16 protein-coding genes are annotated in these 17,216 nt (G+C 68.3%); 9 read left to right on the top strand and 7 right to left on the bottom strand.

Annotated features, from left to right (window positions below):
* The first annotated feature begins 11 nt into the window (after positions 1-11).
* The 4 genes from pstB (at position 12) to BLP95_RS09125 (ending at position 3,855) form a co-directional block, all read left to right on the top strand.
* The gene (gene pstB, locus BLP95_RS09110) at positions 12-854 is read left to right on the top strand and encodes a phosphate ABC transporter ATP-binding protein PstB (RefSeq protein WP_031218130.1); all 843 of its coding nucleotides are present in this window, start codon (positions 12-14) and stop codon (positions 852-854) included.
* Positions 855-1,004: 150 nt separating this feature from the next.
* Entirely contained in the window at positions 1,005-2,048 is a 1,044-nt protein-coding gene (locus BLP95_RS09115) for an ArsJ-associated glyceraldehyde-3-phosphate dehydrogenase (protein ID WP_023005984.1), read from the top strand.
* The gene (arsJ, locus tag BLP95_RS09120; protein WP_089678448.1) at positions 2,041-3,264 is read left to right on the top strand and encodes an organoarsenical effux MFS transporter ArsJ; all 1,224 of its coding nucleotides are present in this window, start codon (positions 2,041-2,043) and stop codon (positions 3,262-3,264) included. Before BLP95_RS09115 ends, arsJ begins: the two co-directional genes overlap by 8 nt.
* Positions 3,265-3,504: 240 nt before the next feature.
* A complete protein-coding gene (locus BLP95_RS09125; protein ID WP_023005982.1) occupies positions 3,505-3,855 on the top strand; it encodes a metalloregulator ArsR/SmtB family transcription factor in 351 nt (116 codons plus the stop codon).
* A 17-nt stretch (positions 3,856-3,872) separates the two neighbouring features.
* On the opposite strand, the gene BLP95_RS09130 is transcribed toward BLP95_RS09125, so the two are convergent.
* The 7 genes from BLP95_RS09130 to BLP95_RS09160 form a co-directional block, all read right to left on the bottom strand.
* On the bottom strand, positions 3,873-4,106 hold the full coding sequence (locus BLP95_RS09130) for a thioredoxin family protein (protein WP_089678450.1): 234 nt from the start codon (positions 4,104-4,106) through the stop codon (positions 3,873-3,875).
* A 42-nt stretch (positions 4,107-4,148) separates the two neighbouring features.
* Entirely contained in the window at positions 4,149-5,501 is a 1,353-nt protein-coding gene (locus BLP95_RS09135) for a permease (RefSeq protein WP_089678452.1), read from the bottom strand.
* Positions 5,502-5,596: 95 nt separating this feature from the next.
* Entirely contained in the window at positions 5,597-6,808 is a 1,212-nt protein-coding gene (locus BLP95_RS09140; protein ID WP_089678454.1) for an MFS transporter, read from the bottom strand.
* A 49-nt stretch (positions 6,809-6,857) separates the two neighbouring features.
* On the bottom strand, positions 6,858-7,142 hold the full coding sequence (locus BLP95_RS09145) for a CC/Se motif family (seleno)protein (RefSeq protein ID WP_089678456.1): 285 nt from the start codon (positions 7,140-7,142) through the stop codon (positions 6,858-6,860).
* Positions 7,143-7,145: 3 nt separating this feature from the next.
* Positions 7,146-8,222, bottom strand: a complete 1,077-nt coding sequence (gene arsB, locus BLP95_RS09150; RefSeq protein ID WP_245678722.1) for an ACR3 family arsenite efflux transporter — start codon at positions 8,220-8,222, stop codon at positions 7,146-7,148.
* A 140-nt stretch (positions 8,223-8,362) separates the two neighbouring features.
* The gene (locus tag BLP95_RS09155; protein ID WP_245678723.1) at positions 8,363-9,049 is read right to left on the bottom strand and encodes an alpha/beta fold hydrolase; all 687 of its coding nucleotides are present in this window, start codon (positions 9,047-9,049) and stop codon (positions 8,363-8,365) included.
* Positions 9,050-9,183: 134 nt separating this feature from the next.
* The gene (locus BLP95_RS09160) at positions 9,184-10,371 is read right to left on the bottom strand and encodes an acetyl-CoA C-acyltransferase (protein ID WP_089678461.1); all 1,188 of its coding nucleotides are present in this window, start codon (positions 10,369-10,371) and stop codon (positions 9,184-9,186) included.
* A 171-nt stretch (positions 10,372-10,542) separates the two neighbouring features.
* Between BLP95_RS09160 and BLP95_RS09165 the strand changes: the two genes are divergently transcribed.
* The 5 genes from BLP95_RS09165 (at position 10,543) to BLP95_RS09185 (ending at position 17,202) form a co-directional block, all read left to right on the top strand.
* A complete protein-coding gene (locus BLP95_RS09165) occupies positions 10,543-11,118 on the top strand; it encodes a TetR/AcrR family transcriptional regulator (protein WP_089678463.1) in 576 nt (191 codons plus the stop codon).
* Between the two features lie 194 nt (positions 11,119-11,312).
* Positions 11,313-12,986, top strand: coding sequence for an AMP-binding protein (locus BLP95_RS09170; RefSeq protein ID WP_089678464.1), 1,674 nt, complete (start codon positions 11,313-11,315; stop codon positions 12,984-12,986).
* A gap of 15 nt (positions 12,987-13,001) precedes the next feature.
* Positions 13,002-13,769, top strand: coding sequence for an SDR family NAD(P)-dependent oxidoreductase (locus BLP95_RS09175; RefSeq protein WP_089678466.1), 768 nt, complete (start codon positions 13,002-13,004; stop codon positions 13,767-13,769).
* Positions 13,770-14,012: 243 nt separating this feature from the next.
* Positions 14,013-15,824 (top strand): acyl-CoA dehydrogenase C-terminal domain-containing protein, encoded by a 1,812-nt coding sequence (locus BLP95_RS09180; protein ID WP_089678468.1) that lies wholly within the window; start codon positions 14,013-14,015, stop codon positions 15,822-15,824.
* 319 nt (positions 15,825-16,143) lie between these two features.
* Positions 16,144-17,202, top strand: a complete 1,059-nt coding sequence (locus tag BLP95_RS09185; RefSeq protein WP_089678470.1) for a type 2 periplasmic-binding domain-containing protein — start codon at positions 16,144-16,146, stop codon at positions 17,200-17,202.
* The last annotated feature ends 14 nt before the right edge of the window (positions 17,203-17,216 follow it).

Genomic DNA, 17,216 nt, shown 5'->3' on the forward strand with positions numbered 1-17,216 from the left:
AGAACACCGACATGAATATCCAAGCCGCTCCCCGTCATACCTCACAGCCGACGCCGGCGGTGGGCCAGCCCCACACCCGCAACGCCGACGCCTGCCACGAGCTGAGCATCCGCGTGCGCGACCTCAACCTCTGGTACGGCGAGAGCCAGGCGCTCAAGGGGCTCAACATCGACCTCTTCCAGAAGAACGTCACTGCACTGATCGGCCCCTCCGGCTGTGGCAAGTCGACCTTCCTGCGCTGCCTCAACCGCATGAACGACCTGATCCCGAGCGTGCGCATCGAGGGGCTGGTGGAGATGGACGGCCATGACGTCAACCAGGTGAAGATGGACGAGGTGGCGCTGCGCCGCCGCGTGGGGATGGTGTTCCAGAAGCCCAATCCCTTCCCCAAGTCGATCTACGAGAACATCGCCTATGCGCCGCGCATGCACGACCTGGTGAGCCGCAAGCCGGAGCAGGACGAGCTGGTGGAGAAGGCCCTGCGCGATGCCGGCCTGTGGGAGGAGGTCAAGGACAAGCTGCACCAGCCCGGCACCTCGCTCTCCGGCGGCCAGCAGCAGCGCCTGTGCATCGCCCGGGCCATCGCCGTGCAGCCCGACGTGATCCTGATGGACGAGCCCACCTCGGCGCTGGACCCGATCTCCACCGCCACCATCGAGGACCTGATGGACCGCTTGAAGGAGCAGTTCACCATCATCACGGTGACCCACAACATGCAGCAGGCGGCACGGGTGGCGGACTACACCGCCTTCTTCCACCTGGGCGAGATCGTCGAGTACAACGATACCAAGACGATGTTTTCCAACCCGGCCACCAAGAAGGCCGAGGACTACATCACCGGCCGTTACGGCTGATCCGCTGTCGCCAGTGGGCAAGACGACGGGGAGGCTTCGGCCTCCCCGTCGTCGTCTGGGTCGGTCGAGCAGTGGCCGGCTGTCATCGGATTGACATCGGGTCCGTTTATATATGGAATTCCAGATATTAAAACGTGATGGGAGACGACCATGGCCCTGTCCATCGGTATCAACGGCTTCGGACGCATCGGCCGCCTGGTAGTGCGCAGCCTCTGGCCTCGCGTCGAGGCCGGCGAAGTGGAACTGGTACGCATCAACGACCCGGGTGGCGATGCCGCCACCTTCGCCCACCTGCTGGAGTTCGACTCGGTGCACGGCCACTGGAGCCCGGGGCAGGGCATCGCCGCCGAGGCTGACGCCATCGTCATCGACGGTCGTCGTATCGCCTTCAGCGTCTGCAAGAGCCTGGAGGAGGGCGACTGGTCCGGCTGCCGGGTCGCCATCGAGTGCTCCGGCAAGATGAAGACCAAGGAAAAGCTTCAGGCCTACCTCGACCAGGGCGTCGAGCGGGTGGTGGTCAGCGCGCCGGTGAAGGAGGAGGGCGTGCTTAACGTGGTGGTAGGCGTCAACGACGATCGCTACGACGCCGACTTTCATCGGATCGTCACCGCGGCGAGCTGCACTACCAACTGCCTGGCGCCGGTGGTCAAGGTGATCCATGAGACCTTCGGCATCCGCCACGGCGCCATGACCACCGTGCACGACATCACCAACACCCAGGTCATCCTCGACGCCCCCAGCTCTCCACAGAAGCCGGATCTCCGCCGTTCACGCGCCTGCGGCATGAGCCTGATCCCCACCACCACCGGCTCCGCGAAGGCGATCACCGCCATCTTCCCGGAGCTTACGGGCAAGCTGAACGGTCATGCCATCCGCGTGCCGCTGGCCAACGCCTCGCTCACCGACATGGTCTTCGAGCTTGCGCGCGAGGTCACGGTGGAGGAGGTCAACGCGGCGCTCAAGGCCGCCGCCGAGGGCGAGCTCGCCGGCATCCTCGGCTATGAAGAGCGCCCCCTGGTCTCCATCGACTACCGCACAGACCCGCGCAGCTCGATCATCGATGCGCTCTCGACGATGGTGGTGAATGGCACCCAGCTCAAGCTCTACGCCTGGTATGACAACGAGTGGGGCTACGCCAACCGCACCGCCGAGCTGGCGCTCAAGGTGGGGAACGAGCAGGTGGGGAATGGCTGAGCGCTTGGCAACCCGACTCAAGGCGCTGCCCTTCGAGGTGCGTCAGTACCTGCTGATCACCGGCAACTACTGGGCCTTCACCCTTACCGATGGCGCCCTGCGCATGTTGGTGGTGCTGCACTTCCACCAGCTGGGCTACTCGCCCTTGGAAGTGGCCATGCTGTTCCTCTTCTACGAGGCCTTCGGTGTGGTCACCAACCTGGTGGGGGGCTGGCTGGGCGCCCGGCTGGGTCTGAATCGCACCATGAACGCCGGCCTGGCGCTGCAGATCCTGGCGCTTTCCATGCTGCTGGTGCCGGCCGCGGCGCTGTCCGTGCCCTGGGTGATGGCCGCCCAGGCGCTCTCGGGGATCGCCAAGGACCTCAACAAGATGAGCGCCAAGAGCGCGGTGAAGGTGCTAGTGCCGAAGGAGAGCGCCAGTGCCCAGAGCTCACTCTACCGCTGGGTGGCGATCCTTACCGGCTCCAAGAATGCGCTCAAGGGCGCCGGCTTCTTCCTCGGCGGCCTGCTGCTGACGCTGGTCGGCTTCCAGGGCGCGGTAGGTCTGATGGCGTTGATGCTCGCCGCGGTGCTTACGATGTCGCTGGTGCGCCTCAAGGCCGACCTAGGTCGCCAGAAGCGCAAGCCGAAGTTTTCCGAGGTGTTCTCCGCCTCAAGGGCGATCAACGTGCTCTCGGCCGCCCGGCTCTGCCTGTTCGCCTCCCGGGACGTCTGGTTCGTGGTGGCCCTGCCGGTGTTCCTGTATGACCAGCATGGCTGGAGCCACTGGACGGTGGGCGGCCTGCTGGCGCTCTGGGTGATCGGCTACGGCGGGGTGCAGACCCAGGTGCCGCGCCTCACCGGCCTGGTCAAGGGCGGGGCGCGAGGTGTCACGGCCTTCTGGGCGCTGGCACTGGCCGGCCTGCCGGCACTCCTGGCCCTGTTGCCCCTGGCCGAGGTGGGCTGGCTGGTGGTGGGCCTGCTGGCCTTCGGCGTGCTGTTCGCCATCAACTCCAGCTGGCACAGCTACCTGATCGTCCACTACGCCCGGGCCGACGGCGTCTCCATGGACGTGGGCTTCTACTACATGGCCAACGCCATGGGGCGCCTCGCCGGGACGCTGCTCTCGGGCTGGGTCTACCAGGTGTACGGGCTTTCCGCCTGCCTGTGGATCTCGGCGGCGCTGGTGGCGGCCAGCGCCCTGATGGCACTGGCGCTGCCGCGAGAAGCCCGGTAGTACGATAGCAACTAGACAAGTTGCGATAGCGAAAGGCGCCGGGGATAGGCCGTAGAGGGGGTCCTATGCCAGGGATGGCATCGGTAGCGCCCAGGGAAGGGTTCACAGCGCCCCCTCGGAGGCCTGTCGCCGGGAAAGCCTTGAGCGGTGTTGTGATTCGCAGTTCCCTTGGCCGCCCGGGCCTGAACTTGTCACGGTCCGTGGCGTAGAATGACCGAGAACCTCGATAAGGAACCCTCGATGTCGCTGGACCCGTTGCGCCTGTTCAAGTGCCTGAGTGACGAGACGCGCCTGATGCTGACCCTGCTGATCCTTCGCGAGGGCGAGCTGTGTGTCTGCGAGATGACCCACGCCCTGGAGGCCTCCCAGCCCAAGGTCTCGCGCCATCTCGCCCAGCTGCGCAACTGCGGGCTGCTCAACGACCGCCGCGAGGGCCAGTGGGTCTACTACGGCCTGGCGCCGGCGCTGCCCGAGTGGGCCATGGCGGCCCTGGAAGCCGCGGCCGAGGGGCAGTCGTCCGGCCTCGCCACACTCCAGGCCCGCCTGGCGGGCATGGGCAACCGCCCGGAGCGTCGCGCAGCGCTCTGTTGATCAGGGCTCGAGGCTGATCAGGGCTCGAGCAGCGCCTGGATCTCCGCGGCGCTGGCCATCTTGCCCTCGATCACCACCTCGCCGTCGACGCCCAGCGCCGGGGTGCGCATCACGCCCTTGTCGATGATGGCGTTCATGTCGGTGACCTTCTCGATCTCCACCGTGAGGCCCAGTGCCTCGGCGGCCTCGCGGGCGTTGGCGGTGAGCTGCTCGCACTTCCTGCAGCCCTTGCCGTAGATACTCAGTTTCATGGTGCGCTCCTGTGGGAGGGTCGTGTCAGGGAATGACCCGAGTCAGGGCCATAGCTGGCCATAGAGGTAGCCGGTGAAGGTCGCCATGACCACCACCAGCGCGCAATAGACCAGGGTCTTCTGGGTGCCCATGATGGTGCGGATCACCAGCATGTTGGGCAGCGAGAGCGCGGGGCCGGCCAGCAGCAGCGCCAGGGCCGGCCCCTTGCCCATGCCATTGCCGATCAGGCCCTGAACGATGGGCACCTCGGTGAGGGTCGAGAAGTACATGAAGCCGCCCAGCAGCGAGGCCAGGAAGGTGGACTGGAAGCCGTTGTCGCCCACCGCCAGCACCACCCACTCGGAGGGGATCAGGCCCTCCTCGTCGGGACGCCCCAGCAGCAGTCCGGCGATGAACACCCCGGCCAGCAGCAGCGGCATGATCTGCTTGGTGAAGTCCCAGCTCTGTTCGGCCCACTCGCGGTCGTCCTCGCGCAGGGTGGCGATCAGCATGATGCCGACGATGCCCACCGCGAAGGCCAGCTCCGGCACCCCGGGTACCAGCAGGGCGGCCAGCACCACGGCGCCGGTCAGCAGCGCCACCTGGCGCAGCGGCCAGCCCCAGCGGCGCATCAGCAGCAGGGCGAAGAGCCCGCCGAGCACCGCGGTGATCTGCCACTTCCAGGCGTGGATCGCCATCCAGGTGGGGCTGTCGGCGGCGGCCCAGTTGGCGAACACCAGGATGCCCACCATCAGGCCGAAGAAGGCCACCACCTGGCCCAGCGGGCGTCCGTCGTCGTCGGCGGCGAAGCCGCGAGCCGTCTGCTGGCTGCGGACCAGCTCCTCGCGGCGATAGAGCAGGTGCATGATCACCCCGATCACCACCCCGAAGAGGATGGCGCCGATGGCCCGTGCCAGGCCCAGTTCCAGGCCCAGCACCTTGGCGGTGACCACCACCGCCATGACGTTAATCGCCGGGCCCGAGTAGAGGAAGGCCACCGCCGGTCCCAGGCCGGCGCCGCGCCTGTAGATGCCACCGAACAGCGGCAGCACGGTGCAGGAGCAGACCGCCAGTAGCATTCCCGAAATTGATGCCATGCCGAAGGCCACCGGCTTGGGGGCCGCCGGGCCCAGGTAGCGCATCACCGCCCCCTGGCTCAGGTAGGCGGCCATGGCGCCGGCAATCAGGAAGGCCGGCAGCAGGCACAGGATCACATGCTCCTGGGCGTACCAGTGGGTCAGCCGGATGCCCTCCAGCACGGCGTTGTCGAAGCGCGACGTGCCGGCGGGCAGGAAGTAGATCAGCAGGAAGATGCCCACCACGGCGGCGATCCAGCGCAGCTGGTCGGGATTCTCCCGGGCCAGGGTCAGCAGGCGGGCAGGAGCGGCGTCGTGCGGGGAGGGCGAACTCGGCATCGGAAGCCTCGCGGTGGCGCGTCGACAGGGGCATTGTCAGGATATATGGCTGTTCGTATGTTTCCCAGCGTGACACGTCTTCGCCTTGACCGGCATCAATCCTTGGCGGTGCCGGTCGCGGTCGTTGCGAGGTGTTCGGCGGGCAGGCGGTGCATCGCCCACAGGCCCAGCACCGGCCCCGGCAGCAGCCACCACAGCACCCAGGCCCCCTCCAGCTCCCACAGGGTGGTGGTAAGCGAGATAGCGGGGATGGTCAGGGCGAAGCCCACGGCATTCATCACCGCCAGGGTCGCCCCGATCCGCTCGCGCGGGGCGCTGGCCGCGGCCAGGGCCGAGAACTGCGGCGAGTCGGCGATCACGGAAAGCCCCCACAGCGCCAGCAGGGCGAGCAGCAGCGTCGGCGGCAGCCAGGTTACCAGCGGGTAGGCCAGGCAGATCAGCCCCGAGGCGGCCAGCGCCCGGCGCGCCACCCACAGGCTGCCGCGCCGACGGCTCAGCGCACCGCCGCCCACGCAGCCCAGGAAGCCCAGGGCGATGACGCCGAACGCCAGCCACGGGATCCAGTCCGGTGAGGCGCCGAGGCGTGTCACCTCGCGGGCCACCAGGAAGGGCGTCAGCGTCCACAGCGCATAGAGTTCCCAGCAGTGGCCGAAGTAGCCCCCGGCCACGGCACGGAAACGTGCCTCGCGCAGCGCCGCCAGCCCGTCGAGCAGGCGCGCCTTCCCGCTCGAGGGCGGCAGGTGCGGGCCATCGCCCAGGGCCAGGATCAGGGCGCCACCGGCCAGCGCCAGGCAGGAGGCGCCCAGCAGCGGCCACTCCCAGGGCAGGCCCAGGCTGGCGCCGCGCAGCAGGTGGGGCAGGGCGGTACCCAGGGTCAGCATGCCGACCAGCCAGGCCAGTGCCGCCCCGGTGTGCTTGGGCGTCCAGCCGATGACGAGCTTCATGCCCAGCGGGTAGATGCCGGCCAGGCAGAGCCCGGTCAGCAGGCGCAGGGTGATCGCCAGGGGCCAGTGGTCGGCCACCAGCACGAAGCCAGAGTTGGCCAGGGCGCCGGCCAGGCAGGCGGCGGCGAAGATGCGGCTGGCGCGGAAACGGTCGGCAAGCCCCGTGGTGGCGATGAACAGGGTGCCGGCGATGAAGCCCGCCTGCACGGTGAGGGTCAGCCGGCCGAGGTCCGCCTCGGAGAAGCCCAGGTCACGGGAGAGCGAGAGCCCCACGCCGTTGACGGAGAACCACAGCGAGGTACCGAACAGCTGGGCCAACACGATGGTCAGCAGCGGGAAGCGCCGCAGCAGGGTCGCAGTCATGCCTTGATCCTCACCGGGAAGGTGCCGCGGCGCAAGCGGCGGGGGAGGGCTATCTCGACAACGCGACGCCGTCCACGAAGAGATGCCGGAGGCCAAGGAAGCCTTCCACATCCAGCCTCAGCCCCTGATCCACCAGCGTCGGGTCGATATAGAGCACCAGTCCCTCGAACTCGACGCGTGTATAGCATGCCGGCTCGCCCGGCGCCCTGGCCTCGGCCACCGCGATATCGGCCCCGCCGCCGCAGCAGCCATGGCGGGGAGAGAGTCGCACCGTGGCCACGCCACCCTTCTTTCGCAGCCACTCCCGGGCGCGCTCGCTGACCTCGATGGCCATGGCTCAGCCCCTGGCCTCGGGGAAGTGGTGCCGGGTCCGGTTGGCGATGCGCACCAGCGCCAGCATCAGCGGGACCTCCACCAGCACGCCTACCACCGTGGCCAGGGCCGCACCGGATTGCAGGCCGAACAGGGCGATGGCCGCGGCCACGGCCAGTTCGAAGAAGTTGCTGGCGCCGATCATCGCCCCGGGGGCGGCCACGTTGTGGGGCACCTTCCACGCCTTGGCCCAGCCGTAGGCGATGAAGAAGATCAGGAAGGTCTGAATGATCAGCGGGATGGCGATCAGCACGATATGCAGCGGCGCCTCGAGGATCACCTCGCCCTGGAAGGCGAACAGCAGCACCAGGGTGATGATCAGCCCGGTGGGCGTGACCGGCCCCACCCTCTTCATGAAGACGTTGTCGTACCACTCGCTGCCGTGGCGGGCGATCAGGATGCGCCGGGTCAGATATCCCGCGGTGAGCGGGATGACGATATATAGCAAGACCGACAGCGCCACGGTGTCCCAGGGCACCGGGATGTTGGAGACGCCGAGCAGGAACACCACGATGGGCGCGAAGGCGAACAGCATGATCAGGTCGTTGAGAGCGACCTGCACCAGGGTGTAGGCGGCATCGCCGCGGGTCAGGTAGCTCCACACGAAGACCATGGCGGTGCAGGGGGCCGCGCCCAGCAGGATAGCTCCGGCCAGGTACTGGCTGGCGCGCTCGGCGGGAATCAAGGGGGCGAATACCACCGTCAGGAAGAACCAGGCGATGGCGAACATGGTGAAGGGCTTGACCAACCAGTTCACGGTGGTGGTGATGAGAAGCCCCCTGGGCTGGCGGCGCACGCCCAGCACGGCGGTGAAGTCGATCTGCGCCATCATCGGGAAGATCATCGCCCAGATCAGCACCGCCACCGGGATCGACACCTGGGCGACTTCGAAGCGCGAGAGCGTCTCGGGGATCGCCGGGGCGAACTGGCCGAGCAGCACCCCGGCGACGATGGCCAGTGCCACCCACACCGAGAGGAAGCGCTCGAAGAGCCCCATGCCCTCCGTGGGGCTGGGTGAAGGGGTGTGTCGATGTGTGGCCATGACCAGAACCTCTGTCCAGAAATATATGTAATTCCGTATATTTTACGGCCATCCGCAAGGCTTGGCCATCCGCAGTGCCTGGCCATCGGCAGGATAGCAGGGTGAGAGAAACGGGAAGGCCCCGGGAGAGGGGATCGTCGTCAGTCCCTGACGGCCAGGAACTCCGCCACGATGTCGGCGAGCACCTCCGGGCACTCGCGGTGGGGCACATGGCCACAGGGCAGCAGCCGCGGCTCGGCTGGCCCCGGGGTCCTGGACGCGATGCGCCGCGGCTGGGCTAGTGAGCCGTACTCGTCATGCTCGCCGTGGATCGCCAGGGTCGGACAGCGCACCCGGGTCAGGGCGTCGTCGAGGGTCCAGCCGTCGAAGGCCTCGGAGTGCCAGTTGTCGACCCAGCTTCTCAGCACCCACTCGGCCTTGTCGCCGTGGTAGCGCGCGAGCCGCCTCATCGCGCCGGGCTCGGCGAAGGCCGCCTCCGCCTCGCGGATGCCGGCCAGGGTTAGCGGCTCGATGGTGGCCTGGGCCGCCACCGTCACCAGCGCCTCGCAGGCCTCGGCATGTCGGCCGGCGATCTCGACCGCCATGCCGCCGCCCACGCTGTGCCCCAGCAGCACGAAACGTTCGAGCGCGAGCCCCTCGCGCAGCGTGGCGAAGCCGCCGCTGGCCTCGTCGGCGACGAAGGTGGCCGGCTGGGGGCCGGGGTAGGGCGCCGACTCGCCGTAGCCGAGCCGGTCGTAGGCGATCACCTCGCGGCCGCTGGCCTCGGCCAGCAACGCCGGGAAGTCGCGCCACAGGGCGATGCAGCCCAGCGAGTCATGCAGCAGCACGATGGGGCTGGCCTGGGGCCTTGGCGACCGAGTCCTTGGCGACTGAGTCCTTGGCGACCGAGTCCCTGGCGCCTGGGGCCGCCAGCGGGCGACATGGAGGCCGCCCGCCGGGGTCTCGAGGGTCAGGGCCTGCATCAGTCGATGAGCTCGACCGCCACCGCGGTGGCCTCGCCGCCGCCGATGCACAGGCTGGCGATGCCGCGCTTGCCGCCCTTGGTGCGCAGGGCGTGGATCAGGGTGGCGATGATCCGCGAACCGGTGGAGCCGATGGGATGGCCCTGGGCGCAGGCGCCGCCGAACACGTTGACCTTGTCGTGGGGGATGTCGAGCCCGTCCATGGCCAGCAGGGTGACCACCGCGAAGGCCTCGTTGATCTCGAACAGGTCGACGTCGTCCACCGTCCAGTCCAGCTGCTTGAGCAGCTTTTCGATGGCGCCCACCGGGGCGATGGTGAACTCGCTGGGGTGCTGGGAGTGGGTGCTGTGGCCGAGCATGCGCGCCAGCGGCTTGGCACCCAGGCGCTCGGCGGCGGAGGCGCTTGCCAGGATCAGCGCCGAGGCGCCGTCGGAGATGGAACTGGAGTTGGCCGCGGTGATGGTGCCCTCCTTGGCGAAGGCGGGCCGCAGCGAGCGGATCTTGTCGAGACGGGCCTGGAAGGGCTGCTCGTCGTGGTCGACGACGTGCTCGCCCTTGCGGTCGCTAATGGTGACCGGGGCCATCTCGGCGTCCAGCTGGCCGGCCTCGGTGGCCGCCATGGCGCGCTCGAGCGAGGCGATAGCGAAGTCGTCCAGGCGTTCGCGGCTGTAGTCCCGGGCGCTGGCGATGTCCTGGGCGAAGACGCCCATCAGCTTGCCGGTCTCGGCGTCCTCCAGGCCGTCCAGGAACATGTGGTCCTTGAGCTCGCCATGGCCCAGGCGGTAGCCGGCGCGCGCCTTGGTCAGCACATGGGGCGCGTTGGACATGGACTCCATGCCGCCGGCCAGCATCACCTCGCCGCTGCCGGCGCGGATCAGGTCGTGGGCCAGCATGGTGGCCTTCATGCCCGAGCCGCACAGCTTGTTGATGGTGGTGGCGCCGATGGCATCGGGGATGCCGGCTTGGCGCATCGCCTGGCGGGCCGGGCCCTGCTTGACCCCGGCGGGCAGCACGCAGCCCATGATGCCCTCGTCGATGCTGTCGGCACCGATGCCGGCGCGCTCGATGGCGGCGCGGATGGCCACCGCGCCGAGCTCGGGGGCGGTCAGGCTGGAAAGGCTGCCGAGCATGCCGCCCATGGGGGTGCGCGCGGCAGAGAGGAAGACGATATCGTTGGCGTGGCTCATGGCGAGGCCTCCGTTGTGATTGTGATGCCAGTGGTCCTGGGAATGGTCGTGGCAGTGGTCGCGGCGAGCGTCGTTGGGCCCTCGGGCCCCGCACCGCGTTGACCCGTCCGCGGGGCTATGGTTTTCTCGGGGTCAACCAAGCAAGCGCTAGTGTGACTGCCGATGAATGTAATGAATGCCTCCCCGCGTCGCAAGGAACTGACCCGCCTGGCCGCCCAGCTGTTCGTCCAGGAGGGCTTCGATCGCACCACGGTGCGCATGCTGGCCCAGGAGATGGGCATCAAGTCCGGCAGCCTCTTCCACCATTTCCGCGACAAGCAGGAGATCCTCGCGGCGGTGATCGAGGAGGGCACCCAGAACGCCCTGGTGATCGCGCGCGAGGCGCTTGCTCGCTGTGACAGCAGCCCGCTGGCCCGGTTGCACGCCATGGCGCGTGCCCACCTGGAGACCCTGCTGACCGACCGCAACGCCCACGTGGTGGCGCTCTACGAGTGGCGCCGCCTGGACCCCGAGGCACGCGCCCACCTCAGCCACCTGCGCGACGCCTACGAGGCGCTGTGGGAGGAGGTGATCGACGCGGCCCTGGCCGAAGGGGTGATCCACGGGGACCGCTTCCTGGTCTCGCGCTTCGTGATGGGGGCGCTCAACTGGACGGTGCGCTGGTACGATCCCGACGGCCCCCGCAGCCCCGACGAGCTCGCCGACGAGCTGGTCGCCATGATCACCCGCACCGCGCCGGCCGCCTGAGCCGGCGCCTCTCGACCAACGTCTAGTCGTTTCTCCTCCCTCCGGCCTTGCCCTGTGCGACGTGACTCGCTAGCTTGGACCAAGCGCTTGTTAGGTTAACGCTTACGTCAACTGCAATCTACCGCAGCCACCGGTGCAGTGACGCCACGACACCCACGCTACAACAACCACAACTGGCCAGAGAGGACCCGCCCATGAGCACGCCAACCAGCCTGCCCGCCTACCGCGACTATCTGGAGCGTTTCTCCATCGATGACGTCATCGCTCGCCTGGACGACCACCAGGACGGCAAGGCCAACGCCTTCGAGTCCTGCTGCGGTCGCCACCTGCGCGCCGGCCGCGGCGAGGTGCTGGCCCTGGTCCAGGAGGACTCCCAGGGCAACGTCAACCGGATGACCTACGCCGAGCTCGAGGCCGAGAGCGCCCGGCTCGCCGGCTGGTTCGCCGAACGCGGCCTCGGCGTTGGCGACCGCATCGCCTGCATGCTGCCGCGCTCGCCGCAGCTGCTGGTGGCGATCCTGGCCACCTGGCGCATTGGCGCCGTCTACCAGCCCCTGTTCACCGCCTTCGGCCCCGACGCCGTGGACTATCGCCTGGGGCGCGCCGACACCAAGCTGGTGATCACCGATCACGCCAACCGCTTCAAGTTCGACGGCCTCTCCCAGTGCCCGCCGGTGCTGGCGGTGGGCGGCCCCAGCGCCGACCATGGCGACGACCTGGACTGGGCCGATGCCCTGGCCCATGCGCCCATCGAGGCCGCACCGCCGCGCCTTTCCCGCGACGCCCCCTTCCTGCAGATGTTTACCTCCGGCACCGTGGGCAAGCCCAAGGGCGTGGCGGTGCCGCTGGCCGCCATGCCGGCCTTCGCCCTCTACATGGAGCTGGCCGTCGACCTGCGCGACACCGACCGTTTCTGGAACATGGCCGACCCGGGCTGGGCCTACGGCCTCTACTACGCCATCGCCGGGCCGCTGCTGCTGGGCGTGACCACCCACTTCTGCGAGGCGGGCTTCAGCGCCGAAGGGGCGCTGGCCTTCATGAAACGCCACCGCATCACCAACTTCGCCGCCGCGCCCACCGCCTACCGCCTGATGAAGGCCTCCGGCCTGTTCGACGACGCCCACCAGACCCTCGAGCTGCGCGCGGCGAGCTCCGCCGGCGAGCCGCTCAACACAGAGGTGGTCACCTGGGTGGAGCGCTCCCTGGGCTGTCCGGTCATGGACCACTATGGCCAGACCGAGACCGGCATGACCTGCAACAACCACCACGCCCTGGACCATCCCAAGCACGTCGGCGCCATGGGCGTGCCGATGCCGGGCTACCGCCTGGCGATCCTCGACGCCGAGTACAACGAGCTGCCCCCGGGCCAGCCGGGCGTGCTGGCGGTGGACATCGAGAACTCCCCGGCGCACTTCTTCGCCGGCTACACCTGGCAGGAGAAGCACCCCTTCGCCGAGGGCTACTACCTGACCGGCGACGTGGTGATCCGCAACGAGGACGGCACCTTCCAGTTCGCCGGCCGTGACGACGACATCATCACCACCGCCGGCTACCGCGTGGGGCCCACCGACGTGGAGAACAGCGTGATGACCCACCCGGCGGTGGCCGAATCCGCCGCCGTGGGCCAGCCTGACGAGATCCGCGGCGAGATCATCAAGTCCTACGTGGTGCTGCGCGCCGGCTATGAGGCAAGCGATGAGCTGGCCGACGAGATCCGCCAGCAGGTGCGCGAGCGCCTCTCCACCCACGCATTCCCGCGGGTGATCGAGTTCGTCGAGGAGCTGCCCAAGACCCCGAGCGGCAAGATCCAGCGCTTCAAGCTGCGCGCCGACGCCGTGGACAAGGCCGACGCGGCGCCCGCAAAGTAACCCAAGGACCCCGATATGCACGTCAAGGACCATACCTTTCTGATCACCGGCGCCGCCTCCGGGCTGGGCGCGGCCACCGCCGAGCGGCTGGTCGCCGCCGGCGGCCGGGTGGTGCTCTGCGACCTCTCCGAGGCCGTGGAGGCCCACGCCGAGCGCCTGGGCGATGCCGCCCGGGCGGTGCGCGGTGACGTCACCTCGGGTGACGACATCCAGGCCGCCGTCGATGCGGCCGTCGCCCTCGGTGGCGAGCGCGGCCTCGCCGGTGTGGTGCATTGCGCCGGCGTGGTCAGCGTGGCCAAGCTGGTCGACCGCGAGGGCAACCCCGCCGACCTCGAGGCCTACAACCGCACCATCCAGATCAACCTGGTGGGCACCTTCAACGTCATGCGCCTGGCCGCCGCCGCCATGGCGAAGAATGCCCCGGGCGAGGACGGCGAGCGCGGGGTGATCATCAACACCGCCTCCATCGCCGCCATGGACGGGCAGGTGGGGCAGTGCGCCTACAGCGCCTCCAAGGCCGGGGTGGTGGGCATGAGCCTGCCCGCGGCCCGAGAGCTCTCGCGCCACGGCGTGCGGGTGATGGCCATCGCCCCCGGGGTCTTCGAGACCCCGATGATGAGCGAGATCCCCGACGAGGCCGCCCAGGCGCTGGCCGCCGCCGTGCCCTTCCCCAAGCGGCTCGGCAGGCCCGACGAGTATGCCCGCCTGGCGGAGCAGATCATCACCAACCCCATGCTCAACGGCGAGGTGATCCGCCTGGACGGCGGGATTCGCATGCAGTAACGCCCTTCGGGCAGCCGCAAGCCACCAGGAGCAAGCCGCAAGGAACCCCCTTGGCTTGCTCCTTTTTTGTTCTGCGGATGCGGGCCACCCCTTGTGACTTGCAGCTTGTAGCTCGGCGCTGCGGGTAAAACGAACGCTTGACTCCCAAACCTCTCGGGCGTAATTTCAAACACGTGTTTGAAAGCGGCCGCCGCCGCCTTGCTGCGCCCGGTCACCGGCGCCATCGATTGTGGAGAGTTCGAGATGCCCGACTATCAGGCCCCCCTGCGCGATATCCGCTTCGTCATGGACGAGCTGCTGGACTACCCGGCCCACTACGCCCGCCTGCCCGGCGGCGAGGAGGCGAGTCCCGACGTGGTCGCCGCCATCCTGGAGGAGGGTGCGCGGTTCGCCCGCGAGGTGCTGCTACCGCTCAACCAGAGCGGTGACGAGGAGGGCTGCCTGCTGGAAGGCGGCGAGGTGAAGGCGCCGAAGGGCTTCAAGGCCGCCTATGCCCAGTACGTGGAGGGCGGCTGGCCGAGCCTGGCCGCCGAGCCCGAGCATGGCGGCCAGGGCTTGCCGCATTCGCTTGCCATGGTGCTCAACGAGATGATCTGCGCCACCAACCTGGCCTGGGGCATGTACCCGGGGCTCTCCCACGGCGCCGCCGATGCCCTGCGTCACCACGGTACCGAGGCGCAGCAGGCCACCTACCTGACCAAGCTGGTGGAGGGCACCTGGACCGGCACCATGTGCCTCACCGAGCCCCACTGCGGCACTGACCTCGGCCTGATCAAGACTCGTGCGGTACCCACCGCCGACGGGGCCTATGAGATCACCGGGACCAAGATCTTTATCTCCGCGGGCGAGCACGACCTGGCCGAGAACATCGTGCACCTCGTGCTGGCCAAGCTGCCCGATGCCCCCGAGGGCTCCAAGGGCATCTCGCTGTTCGTGGTGCCGAAGTATCTTCCCACTGAAGCGGGTGATCCTGGCGAGCGCAACGGCGTGGTGTGCGGTTCGCTGGAGCACAAGATGGGCATCCACGGCAACGCCACCTGCGTGATGAACTTCGACGCGGCCAAGGGCTTCCTGGTGGGCGCCCCCAACAAGGGGCTGGCCTGCATGTTCACCATGATGAACGCCGCGCGCATCGGCGTCGGCATCCAGGGCCTGGGCCTCACCGAGGCGAGCTTCCAGAACGCCCTGGCCTACGCCCGCGACCGCCTGCAGATGCGTGCCCTTTCCGGCCCCAAGGCGCCGGAGAAGGCCGCCGACCCGATCATCGTCCACCCGGACGTGCGCCGCATGCTGCTGACCCAGAAGGCCTTCGCCGAGGGCGGCCGGATGCTGACGCTCTACACCGCCCAGATGATCGACATCGTCGAGCACGGCACGGACGCCGCCGAGAAGGCGCGCGCCGAGACCCTGCTCGGCCTGCTGACCCCCATCGTCAAGGCGTTCCTCACCGAGGCGGGCTTCGAGGCGACGAATGAAGGGGTACAAGTATTTGGTGGGCACGGCTTTATCCGCGAGTGGGGCATGGAGCAGCTGGTGCGCGACGCGCGCATCACCCGTCTCTACGAGGGCACCACCGGCATCCAGGCCCTCGACCTGCTGGGCCGCAAGGTGCTGATGAGCCAGGGCGAGAGCCTCAAGGTGTTCACCAGGGAGATCCACAAGTTCTGCCAGGCCGAGGAGGGCAACGCTGAGCTCGCCGAGTTCGTGCGCCCGCTGGCCAGGCTCAACCAGGAGTGGGGCGAGGTGACCATGGCCATCGGCATGAAGGCCATGAGCGACCGCGAGGAGGTGGGCGCGGCCAGCGTCGACTACCTGATGTACTCGGGCTACGTGACCCTCGCCTATCTGTTCGCCCGCGCCGCCAAGCAGGCCTGGGCGGCGCTGGCCGAAGGCAGCGGGGAGGCCGCCTTCTACCGCGCCAAGCTCGACACCGCACGCTTCTTCTACCAGCGCCTGGTGCCGCGCACCCGGGCCCACAAGGCCGCCATCGAGGCCGGCGCCGAGCCGCTGATGGCGATCGGCGCCGAGGACTTCGGGCTAGGCTTCGAGATCTGATAGCTAGCGTTTTCGGTGAGTCGCCGTGACAGGTGGCGGGGGCAACCCCGCCGCCTTTCCTGTTTGTGCGGCTCCGGCGTTTCGCGCCGGCAGGGCGCAGGGAAATCCCATTCGACAATGGTGGGGAGGCCGTTGGCCCCTGATTTGCATATAGTTGGCGGGTTTGTCGATATTCTGCCGCCTGAACTTGCCAGTCTCGGCACAATACCGCTCACTCTGGGCAAAATTCCCGGGGACGCAGGCAGTAAGGTATAGGCGGCACCCTGTGCGTATCGACGCATGCTCGTTGCACCGACATGGATCATTGGGAGACAAAAAAATGTACAAGATGACGCGAATCGCCCTTTCCGTGGGTCTGGCCGCCGGTCTGGCGACCGGTTCCGCGATGGCCGAGGCCGCCGAGAGCTGGAAGATGGCAACGCCGTGGAGTGGCGGCCCCTGGCTCGAGCGTGATGCGGAGACCTTCGCCAACTACGTCAATCAGCTGACCGGTGGCGAGATCGAGATCGAGGTCTTCCCGGGCGGCACCCTGGGGGGGGCCCTGCGTGTTACCAACACGGTGACATCCGGCGTCGCCGAGGTAAGCCACAACTACATCAACTACGACTACGGCACCGACCCCACCGCAGCGCTGCTGGCGGGGCACTCCAGCGGCCTGACGCCCGAGGAGTTCATGCTGTGGATGTACGAGGGCGGCGGCGTGGAGCTCTATGAGCAGTTCCGCCGTGAGGTATTCGACGTGGTGGCCTTCCCCTGCTCCATCCTGGGCACCGAGATCTTCCTGCACTCCAACAAGAAGGTGCAGACCCTCGAGGACTTCCAGGGCCTGCGTCTGCGCACCTCCGGTGCCTGGGCCGAGATCGCCTCTCGCCTCGGGGCCTCCACCGTGGTGATGGCCGGCGGCGAGATCTACAGCGCCCTGGAGCGTGGCGTGATCGATGCCGCCGAGTGGGGCAGCCCCGAGATGAACCGGCCCACCGGTTTCCAGGAAGTGGCCCAGTACGTGATCCTGCCGGGGGTCCATCAGTCCGGTGGCTTCCTGGAGTGCCAGGTCAATCAGGAAGCCTGGGACGGGCTGAGCGAGGAGCAGCAGGACCTGCTGCGCGTGGCCGGCAAGCTGAGTGTCTACGACTCCTGGCTGGCCAGCTCCTTCGCCGACCTGGACGCCTACCAGGCGCTGATCGACGGGCCCAACGAGATGGTCCAGCTCGACGACTCCTTCATCCAGGCCATCTATGACGAGACTGAGGCCTGGGAGAACGAGTACGCCGAGGAGAACGAGTGGTTCGCCCGCGTGCTGGAGTCCCAGCGCAGCTTCAAGGAGGCCATGAGCCGCTGGCCCGAGTACCGCCTGCCCATCGGCGGCGCCAACAACTGAGCCACGACCGGCTG

The sequence above is a fragment of the Halomonas shengliensis genome (assembly GCF_900104135.1).
GTDB lineage: Bacteria > Pseudomonadota > Gammaproteobacteria > Pseudomonadales > Halomonadaceae > Halomonas > Halomonas shengliensis.